This is a genomic window from Amycolatopsis pretoriensis (assembly GCF_900107925.1).
GTDB lineage: Bacteria > Actinomycetota > Actinomycetes > Mycobacteriales > Pseudonocardiaceae > Amycolatopsis > Amycolatopsis pretoriensis.
Map to the genome: position 1 here is coordinate 480,075 of NZ_FNUJ01000002.1, position 8,819 is coordinate 488,893.

The following is an 8,819-nucleotide window of genomic DNA, read 5'->3' on the forward strand; positions in this document are numbered from 1 at the left end:
CCCTCGAAACCCAGGCCCCCCGCAACCCCGATCCGAAGCCAGAACACGGCCGGCAGCGCCGGGTCAAGGCATCTTTCCCGCCTTGACGCGGTGCTGCCGGCCGTAGTCACAATGGCGCTTCGGGGTTGCGAAGAAGAAAGGGGCATCGCAGATGCCCGCCGAAGGCGGCCCGGGGGCCGAGGAGGACCAAGGCCGACCCAAGGGGGCATCGCAGATGCCCGCCGAAGGCGCCCCGGAGGGGCCGAGGAGGGCCAAGGCCGACCCGAGGACGGCCGAAGGCCGACCCGAAGGAGGGATCGAGGACGACCGAAGGCCAGCCCGAGGAGGGATCGAGGCGGCCCAAGAACGACCACAGCAGACCCGAGGCCAGAATCACGGCCGCGGGGCAGCCAGGCCCAGGAGCGCCGAAGGCCGCCCCCACCCCCACCAACCGACCAGTCGTGAGTGGCAATTCGGCTTAGAACCCCAATCGCCACTCACGACCGGCCACGGGCCAAAGTCTCCGAAAGCGCATGAGCCTCCCGCAACAACAAAGCCCCCAACTGCGAAATCCGATCCCCCGCGAACCGGTGCTCAACCCCGGTCAAAGTCAACGCCCACCGCGGCGACCCGGCCTGGTCGAACACGGCGGCAGCCAACCCCCAACTTCCCTCCACCACCAACCCAGGATTGACCGAATACCCCTGCTGCCGGGTCAAAGCGATGTGCCGCCGAATCTCCTCGACAGAATGCTGCGCCCCAAAACCCCCCACCAGATCCACCCGGGCGAGATACTCGTCAACCTCCCGATCCGGCAGATGAGCCAAAACAACCATCCCCGCCGAAACCACCCCCAACGGAAACCGAGCCCCCTCGAAAAGAACATGGCTCCGAATCGGAAAAGCCCCATCCTCCCGGATCAAACAAATGGTCTCCTCCCCCCGCCGCGCGGAAAAGAAAGCACTCTCCCCGGTGGCCAAAGCCAACCGCCGCACCACCGGCAAAGCGGCCTCGGTGACGTCGTACCGCCGAGCGGCAGCGACCCCGAGGAAGTACAACTCCGGTCCGAGAACCCACCGGTCGGTATCAGGCAGACGCTCCACCAACCCGACCCCCTGCAGCGACGTCAGCAACCGGTGCACAGTCGGCCGAGGCAACCCGGCCTCCCTGGCCACAGCGGTCGTCGTAGCCCCACCGGGCTCGTGCGCGGCCACCGCGCGCAGAGCGCGATGAGTCCGTCCGACCAGATCCACAGGAGCGTCCACTCACCGGACACTACCCCACCGAAACCGACCACCAGACGAACAATCCCCAGGTGGAACGCGTTCACTGGTTGACCACAACCAACCCATCGAAGTCTGATGACCGGCATGGACAAAGTGTTCGCTTCAGCCGGGGAAGCCATCGCCGACGTCCCCGACGGCGCCACGCTGGCCGTCGGCGGGTTCGGGATGTGCGGGGTCCCCGCCGTGCTCGTCCAAGCGCTCTTCGAAGCCGGGACCACGAACCTCGAAGTCGTCTCGAACAACGCCGGCGTGGACGGCTGGGGCCTCGGGATCCTGCTCGCCGCGGGCCGCCTTCGCCGTGTGGTCGCCTCCTACGTCGGCGAAAACAAGGAGTTCGCGCGCCAGTACCTGTCCGGTGAGCTCGAGGTCGAGCTGACGCCGCAGGGCACGCTCGCCGAGCGGCTGCGCGCCGGCGGCTCCGGGATCCCCGCCTTCTTCACCGCGACCGGCGTCGGCACCCAGGTCGCCGACGGCGGCCTGCCGTGGAAGTACGCCGCCGACGGCACCGTCGCCAAGTCGAGCCCGGCGAAGCAGAAGCAGACCTTCGACGACCACGAGTACGTCCTCGAACGCGCGATCGTCGCCGACTTCGGGCTGGTCCGCGCCTGGCGCGGCGACCGGCACGGCAACCTCGTCTTCAAGGACGCGGCCCGCAACTTCAACCCGCTGGCCGCGATGGCCGGCCGGGTCACCGTCGCCGAGGTCGAAGAGCTGGTCGAACCCGGCGAGCTGAACCCGAACGACGTCCACCTGCCCGGCGCGTTCGTCCACCGCGTCGTCGCGCTGACGCCCGAGCAGGCCGCGGACAAGCCGATCGAAAAGCGCACCGTGCGCATCGCCGAGGAGGGCGCCTGAGATGGCCTGGACCCGCAACCGGATGGCCGCCCGCGCCGCCGCGGAGCTGCGTGACGGCGACTACGTCAACCTCGGGATCGGCCTGCCGACCCTGGTGCCCAACTACGTCCCCGACGACGTCGAGCTCGTCCTGCAGTCGGAGAACGGCATCCTCGGCGTCGGCCCCTACCCGGCCGAGGACGAGGTCGACGCCGACCTGATCAACGCGGGCAAGGAGACCGTCACCGTCCGGAAGGGCGCGTCGTTCTTCGACTCGGCGACGTCGTTCGGGATGATCCGCGGCGGCAAGATCGACGCCGCCGTCCTCGGCGCGATGCAGGTCTCCGCCGCCGGCGACCTCTCGAACTGGATGATCCCCGGCAAGATGGTCAAGGGCATGGGCGGCGCGATGGACCTGGTCCACGGCGCGAAGAAGGTCATCGTCCTGATGGAGCACGTCGCCCGCGACGGCTCGCCCAAGATCCTCGACGAGTGCACGCTGCCCTACACCGGCCGCCGCGTCGTCCAGCGGATCATCACCGACCTGTGCGTCCTCGACGTCACCGCCGACGGGCTCGAGCTGGTCGAACTCGCTCCCGACGTCGAGTTCGACGAGGTCCAGGCCAAGACCGGGGCCAAGATCAACCACTGATCGCGGTGACCGAAATCCACAGCATGGCGGCGATCGCCCCGACGGCGAGCGTGAGGGAACCGGCCGGTCCGCCCGACATCGCCCAGCCGTCGCCGAGCAGGAGCGCCGTTCCGGCGATCACCGACAGCGTCGCGTCGCCGCGGCGTCCGGCGCGCGCGAAGTGGCGGGCCAGCACGTAGCACGCGGCGATCAGGGCGAAGAACGAGACGCTGCCCGCCGCCATGTGGCCGATCGCGTGCCAGGACACCGTCGCCGGCGGGCCCGCGGGGGTGCCGGCGGGGAAGCCGTTGCCCGCGTCCGGCGGGAACAGGCCGGCGGCGATCATGCCGACGCCGTAGACGCCGAGCAGTCGCGGCACCACTTTGCCGGACCCGAAGCGGCCCGCGCCGATCAGGATGAGCACGCCCGCGAGCACGAAGTTGGCGATCTGCAGCCAGCCGAGCGAGCCGGTGCTGAGTGAGCTCAGCGGGTGGCGCGTCAGGTCGAAGCCCTCGCGGGTGGCGGCCTGGACCAGCGAGACGGTCGTCCACAGTGGAGCCGCGACGGCCAGGCAGGTCAGGCGTGCGGACGTCGTGGCGGCGGGGCGGGTGAGGGTGGCGGTCATGACTTGCGGTCCTTTCAGAAGGTGACGCCGGCCTGGGCGGCCGTGGCGTCGTCGAGGAAGTCCTGCTCGATGCGGGGCGAGGCGTGGATGCACATCATCCGCAGTGGCTCGGGGCCGACCGCGCGGAACGCGTGCGCGGTGCCCGCGCCGACGACCACGACGTCGCCCCGGCAGGCCGTCGCCTCGCCGTCGGCGGTGCGGATGAGCGCTTCGCCCGCCAGCACCACCCAGGTCTCGGAGTACGGGTGGACGTGGGCGCTCGGGCCCTGGCCCTCGGTGTTGTGGACGTGGAAGAACGAGACGCCCGAGCCGTAGGGCTCGCCTTCGAACCGAGCGGTGCGGCCGCTGCCGATGCGCAGGTCGTCTTCCTTCGCGATGACCACCATGGGAAAGCTCCTTTCGGGGTGTGGTGGCAATCCTCGGGCCGGGGGCGGTACCGGGGCATCCGTGGTGACCACGGATTCCGCCACGGAGAAGGCGGTGCGGCATACTCCGTGGCATGCCGACGATCTCGCCGCGCGAACGCGAGGTCCTGCTGGCCGTCGCGGACCGGCTGACCAACGCCGAGATCGCCGAGCGGCTCTACGTGTCGGTGCGGACCGTCGAGAGCCACGTGTCCGCGTTGCTGCGCAAGCTCGACGCCCGAGACCGGCGTGAGCTGGCCACGCGAGCCCCGGTTTCGGCGGCCGCGCCGGGGCCGGTGGTCGGCGCGCCGCGGCCGTTGACCAGCTTCGTCGGGCGGACGGCCGAGCGCGACGCCGTGGTGCGGCTGGTGGCCGAAAGCCGGGTGACGACGATCCTCGGGCCGGGCGGCGCCGGGAAGACGCGGCTGGCCGTGGTGGCGACCGAGGCGGCCGGCTTCCCGGCGACCTTCGTCAACCTCGTGCCGAGCCGGCCGGGTTCGGTGCTCGAGTCGGTGGCGGCCGGGCTCGGCGTCGTGCCGCGGCCGCAGCAGCCCTTGGCGGACGCCGTCGCCGGAGCGCTGACCGGCCGGGCGCTGCTGGTGCTGGACAACTGCGAGCACGTGGCCGACGACGTCGCCGCCGTGATCACCGCGCTGACCGCGGCGAACCCGGAGCTGAGCGTGCTGACGACCAGCCGGGAACGGCTCGGCGTGCCCGGCGAGACGGTGCTGCAGCTCGGGCCGCTGGCCGGCGACGCGGTAACGCTGTTCACGGACCGGGCGAAAGCCGTGGACCCGGCGTTCGACGCCGACCCGGCGCAGGTCGCCGAGCTGTGCCGGGCGCTGGGCGGCTCGCCGCTGACGATCGAGCTGGCCGCGGCGCGGGTGGCGTCGCTGGGGATCGACGGGCTGCGAGCCGGCCTGGCCGACGACCCGTTGCGGGTGCTGGCCGCCGGCCGCGGGGAGGCGCGGCACCGGTCGCTGCGGTCGGTGCTGGAGTGGAGCCACCGCCTGCTGACCGAGGAGGAGAAGACGGTGCTGGCCCGGGTGTCCCGGTTCCGGCACGGCTTCGACCTGGACGGCGTGGCGGCGTTGTCCCCGGATCTGTCGGTCGGCGCGGTGTCCGACGTGCTCGGACGGTTGGTGGACAAGTCGCTGGTGACGGCGGCGTCGGGGCGGTGGACCCTCGCCGACGGAGTGGCCGGGTTCGCGCGTGAGCAGCTGGACGAGGTGGTGACGGAGCGGTACCGGGAGTGGGCGGCCCGGCGGGCGCGGGAGCTGGTCGGCCGGTTGGGCGGCGACTGGCGCGACGAGTTCGACCGGCTGGCCGATGACTTGCGGGCGTGTGCGGGAGCGGACCACGATTTGGCTGTCGATTTGGCGCGGCTGGCTTACGCGCGGGGGTTCGTGGCGGAAGCGGCGGTTCATTGGCGCACGGCGGCAAACTCGGCCCCGACGGCGGCGGTCGCGGCCGAGGATCTGGCGCGGGCGGGTAGTTGCGCGCATCTGCTCAGCCACGCGCGGGATCACTACGAGGTGCTGCTGGAGGCAGCCGAGCGCGCGGCCGGCGATTCCGCGAGCCGGGCGACCTGCCTCGCCTCCGCCGTCGTCCTCGCCGAACGGTTCCGGGGTGCCGGCTTCATCACCGATCCCGTCCCCGATGCCGACCTCGACCGCATGCTCGCCGAAGCCACCGCCCTCGCCGCCGGCCACCCCGGCGCCCAAGCGCATGTCGCCGTTGCCAACGCCTGGCGGTCCGGCCCCGGCCCGCAAACCGTCACCATCGAAGCGGCCGATCTCGCCGTCGCCGCCGCGGCCCGGGATCCCCTGCTGCTCAGCGCCGCGCTCGATGCCCGGTGCACCGCCCAAGCCCTCGCCCGCCGGCCGGATCTGGCGCACCGCACCACCCGGGAACGCCTCGACCTCGTCACCGCCGCCGATCGCACCGATCCGCGCGCGGCTCTCGAAGTGCTCGACGCCTTCCGGTCCGCGATCACCTACGCCATCGCGACCGGCGCGCTCGCCGACGCGGCCCGGGTGAGCCGGCGCGCGGCCGGCGATCCGGCGCTGGCCGGCCACCCCTACTGGGGCGCCGGCGGTCTCGTCACCACCCTCGCGCTGACCGGCCGCTTCGCCGAAGCCCGCGAACTCGCCGAACGGATGTGGCAAGCCACCGACGGCACGCCGCGCAACGCCACCCTCGGCGTCCCGTTGCTGGCCGCGGCGCTGGCCGCCGGCCTGTCCGGCGACGAGTCCGACGGAAATCGCTGGCGGACGCGCGCCGCCGCCGTCGCGGGGGTGGCCACGCCCGCCGGGTCCGCCAACCTCGCACCGCTGGACGCCTTCGTGCGCGCCCGGGTCGCCTTGCACACCGGGACCGGTCTCGCCGACGTGTTCCCCGACGTCAGCGCGGACTTCGCCCCCGGTCGCTTCGACGGGTACGCCGCCGGTCTGGCCGCCGAACTCGCCGTCGTCCTCGACCGGCCGGATGCCGACCGGCACCTCGTCCGCGCCGAACGCCACGCGGAACACAACCGCTGGACGGCAGCGGTCCTGACCCGCGCCCGGGCCCGTCGCACCGGGGACGCCGGGCTGTTCGAGGAGGCCGCGAACCAGTTCGCCGCCCTTGGCGCCGAGTTCGAAGCGAAGGCGAGCGTATCGCCCACCGGAACGAGCTATCCGAGATAACACGGTCAAGTGTTACGATGACCGCGAATTTGTTCCCGTCAGCGAAACGATTGAGGACCACGAGCTTGGCCGTCAACAGTACCGCCGGGCGCAAGCCCGCCACGCCGTCGGACAACGCCGGCACCGAGGCCGCCGCCCGGGTGGCCGACGTGCTGCTGCTCTTCACCGGTGGCCCCCGGTACCTGGGCGTCAGCACGATCAGCCGGGAACTCGACCTGTCCAAGGCCGTCGTCTACCGGATCCTGCAGTCGCTCGTTTCGCGCGAGGTGCTGGCCACCGACCCCGGCGTCGCCGGTTACCGGCTCGGGCCCGCGGCCGTGGCGCTGGGGGCGAGCGCCCTGCGGCGGTTCGACGCCCGCGTCGCCGCCACGCCCGTCCTGCGCCGGCTGCGGGAGGAGACCGGGGAGACCACGACCCTGTCCGGCCTGGTCGGCGACGAACGCGTGTACCTCGACCAGTTCGAGAGCCCGCGCGAGATCAAGATGACCGTCGAGCTCGGCCGCCGGTTCCCGCTGCACGCCGGTTCGTCCGGCAAGGTGATCCTCGCGTCGCTGCCCGAAGACCGCCGGGAAGCCGTGCTGCACCGGGAACTCCCCGCCCTCACCGAGCACACGATCACCACCGCCGAACGGCTGCGCGAGGCCCTCGCCGAGGTGGCCCGCGACGGCGTCGCCGTGTCGCTCGGGGAACGGCAGCCCGGCGCGGGGTCCGTCGCCGCTCCCCTGTTCGGGCCGGACGGTGACGTGCACGGCTCGATCAGCATCTGCGGTCCGCAGTACCGCTTCACGCCCGAGGCCGTCGGCCGCTACCGCGATCTCGTGCGCGAGGCCGCGGCCGAGATCCGGCAGAGCTGGGCCTGGCTACAGGAGCCGGGCGGCCGGTGAGGCACCGGCCGCCCGGGCTTCACTTGCCGCGCTTGAGGTAGCGGCCCACCGGGTCGCCGGTGATCTTGCCGTCGGCGAACACGTGGTGGCCGCGCACGAACGTGTCGGTCACCTTCGCCGTCATGTCGAAGCCCTCGAACGGCGTGTACTCCTGCGTCGACTCCGACTCCGCCGCCCGCACGGTCCACCGGACGTCCGGGTCGACCAGCGCGAAGTCGGCGTCGAAGCCCTCGGCGATCGTGCCCTTCTTGAGCAACCCGTAGCGGCGGGCCGGGTTCTGCGATGTCAGCTGCGCGATCCGCTGCAGCGACAGCCCGCGCTTCGTGCCCTCGCCGACCAGCCCGGGCAGCAGGTACTCGGCACCCCCGAAGCCGGACTTCGCCAGGAAGACGTCGTCGCGATCCGAGCCGAACTTCAGCTCGTCGCGGCAGCACGCGTGGTCGCTGACCACCCAGTCGACCTCACCGGCGAGCACGTGCCGCCAGAGCGCCTCGACGTCGTCGCGCTCGCGCAGCGGCGGGTTGACCTTGCCGCCGATGCCCGACGCTGTGTCCACATCGGCCAGCAGGTGCCCGATCGTCACCTCGCGCCGGAAGTCGATGTGCGGGAACGCCTTCGCCATCGTCAACGCGGCCGACAGCGCCTTCTCCGACGACAGGTGCAGCAGGTTGATGTTCGGCAGCCCGGTCTCGTGCGCCAGGTAGGACGCGATGGTGACGGCCAGGCCTTCGGAGTGCGGCGGCCGCGACGCGCTGTAGGCCCGCAGGCCGGACAGCGAGCCGTCCTGCTCGACCAGTTTCGTGTACGCCGTCATGATTTCCGCCGTCTCACAGTGCAGCGAGAGCGACAGGTGCGGCGCGTACTCGGTCAGGATCTCGCGCGCCTGCTGGACCCCGCGCATGACGAACTCGAAGTGCGCGATGTCGTAGCGCTCGTCCGGCGGGATCATCAGGAAGTCGCTCTGGCTGGTCGAGCGCCCGTGCAGGCCGTGACTGCCGTAGAACATGAAGATCTTGAACGACGTGACGCCGAATTCCTCGACCAGGTAAGGGATCTCGGAGATGTGCTGCGAGCTCATCGGCGCGAGGTGGAAGGCGTAGTCGACGTAGGCGTTGCCCTCCGACGCGCTGAGCACCTCCGGGAAGAAATCGCGGTAGCTGCCGCCCTTGTTCAGGTAGTACTGGCCGGTCCGCATGTACGTCAGCGACGTCGTGACGCCGCCCTGGGCGCTCGCGCGGCTTTCGGTCCGGGTGTCGGTGGCCAGCTCGTTGTAGATGCCCCAGTGCTGGTGCGCGTCGACCACGCCGGGGAAGGCGAGCAGGCCGCGGCCGTCGACGACCTGCGCGACGTCGTCGGCCGGCAGGTTCGGCGCCACGCGCGTGATCGTGCCGTCGTTGACGGCGATGTCCAGCAGTTCCGGCTCGGATCCGTCGGCGTCGTCGGGCCGGACGACCCGGACGTTCTTCACGAGCAGTTCCGTCGTTGCCAT

General features: G+C 71.6%; 8 protein-coding genes. 4 read left to right on the top strand and 4 right to left on the bottom strand.

Annotated elements, in window-relative coordinates; translation table 11 throughout:
• Positions 1 to 476: 476 nt before the first annotated feature.
• On the bottom strand, positions 477 to 1,244 hold the full coding sequence (locus tag BLV96_RS09210) for an IclR family transcriptional regulator (RefSeq protein WP_341866079.1): 768 nt from the start codon (positions 1,242 to 1,244) through the stop codon (positions 477 to 479).
• A 105-nt stretch (positions 1,245 to 1,349) separates the two neighbouring features.
• On the opposite strand from BLV96_RS09210, the gene BLV96_RS09215 reads away from it, so the two are divergent.
• Both BLV96_RS09215 and BLV96_RS09220 read left to right on the top strand, forming a co-directional pair.
• Positions 1,350 to 2,120, top strand: a complete 771-nt coding sequence (locus tag BLV96_RS09215; RefSeq protein WP_086678672.1) for a CoA transferase subunit A — start codon at positions 1,350 to 1,352, stop codon at positions 2,118 to 2,120.
• Between the two features lies 1 nt (position 2,121).
• Positions 2,122 to 2,751 carry a 3-oxoacid CoA-transferase subunit B gene (locus BLV96_RS09220; RefSeq protein WP_086678659.1) on the top strand — a complete coding sequence of 210 codons (630 nt, stop codon included), beginning with the start codon at positions 2,122 to 2,124 and terminating at the stop codon, positions 2,749 to 2,751.
• Here BLV96_RS09220 and BLV96_RS09225 read toward each other — a convergent pair.
• Together BLV96_RS09225 and BLV96_RS09230 are read right to left on the bottom strand one after the other, a co-directional pair.
• Positions 2,741 to 3,355 (bottom strand): DUF998 domain-containing protein, encoded by a 615-nt coding sequence (locus BLV96_RS09225; protein WP_086678660.1) that lies wholly within the window; start codon positions 3,353 to 3,355, stop codon positions 2,741 to 2,743. The genes BLV96_RS09220 and BLV96_RS09225 overlap by 11 nt on opposite strands.
• A 14-nt stretch (positions 3,356 to 3,369) precedes the next feature.
• Entirely contained in the window at positions 3,370 to 3,741 is a 372-nt protein-coding gene (locus tag BLV96_RS09230; RefSeq protein ID WP_086678661.1) for a cupin domain-containing protein, read from the bottom strand.
• Between the two features lie 113 nt (positions 3,742 to 3,854).
• Here BLV96_RS09230 and BLV96_RS09235 point away from each other — a divergent pair, with 113 nt between their 5' ends.
• Both BLV96_RS09235 and BLV96_RS09240 read left to right on the top strand, forming a co-directional pair.
• A complete protein-coding gene (locus BLV96_RS09235) occupies positions 3,855 to 6,446 on the top strand; it encodes an ATP-binding protein (RefSeq protein WP_086678662.1) in 2,592 nt (863 codons plus the stop codon).
• A 65-nt stretch (positions 6,447 to 6,511) separates the two neighbouring features.
• The gene (locus BLV96_RS09240) at positions 6,512 to 7,330 is read left to right on the top strand and encodes an IclR family transcriptional regulator (RefSeq protein WP_086678663.1); all 819 of its coding nucleotides are present in this window, start codon (positions 6,512 to 6,514) and stop codon (positions 7,328 to 7,330) included.
• Positions 7,331 to 7,349: 19 nt separating this feature from the next.
• Here BLV96_RS09240 and BLV96_RS09245 read toward each other — a convergent pair whose 3' ends face one another.
• Complete coding sequence (locus BLV96_RS09245) at positions 7,350 to 8,819, bottom strand: dihydroorotase (RefSeq protein ID WP_086678664.1); 1,470 nt, start codon at positions 8,817 to 8,819, stop codon at positions 7,350 to 7,352.

Excerpts from the sequence above, each read along its gene's own strand:
- BLV96_RS09220 (WP_086678659.1), top strand. The coding sequence starts at position 2,122 with ATGGCCTGGACCCGCAACCGGATGGCCGCCCGCGCCGCCGCGGAGCTG.
- BLV96_RS09245 (WP_086678664.1), bottom strand. The coding sequence starts at position 8,819 with ATGGCAACGACGGAACTGCTCGTGAAGAACGTCCGGGTCGTCCGGCCC.
- BLV96_RS09230 (WP_086678661.1), bottom strand. The coding sequence starts at position 3,741 with ATGGTGGTCATCGCGAAGGAAGACGACCTGCGCATCGGCAGCGGCCGC.
- BLV96_RS09225 (WP_086678660.1), bottom strand. The coding sequence starts at position 3,355 with ATGACCGCCACCCTCACCCGCCCCGCCGCCACGACGTCCGCACGCCTG.
- BLV96_RS09215 (WP_086678672.1), top strand. The coding sequence starts at position 1,350 with ATGGACAAAGTGTTCGCTTCAGCCGGGGAAGCCATCGCCGACGTCCCC.
- BLV96_RS09235 (WP_086678662.1), top strand. The coding sequence starts at position 3,855 with ATGCCGACGATCTCGCCGCGCGAACGCGAGGTCCTGCTGGCCGTCGCG.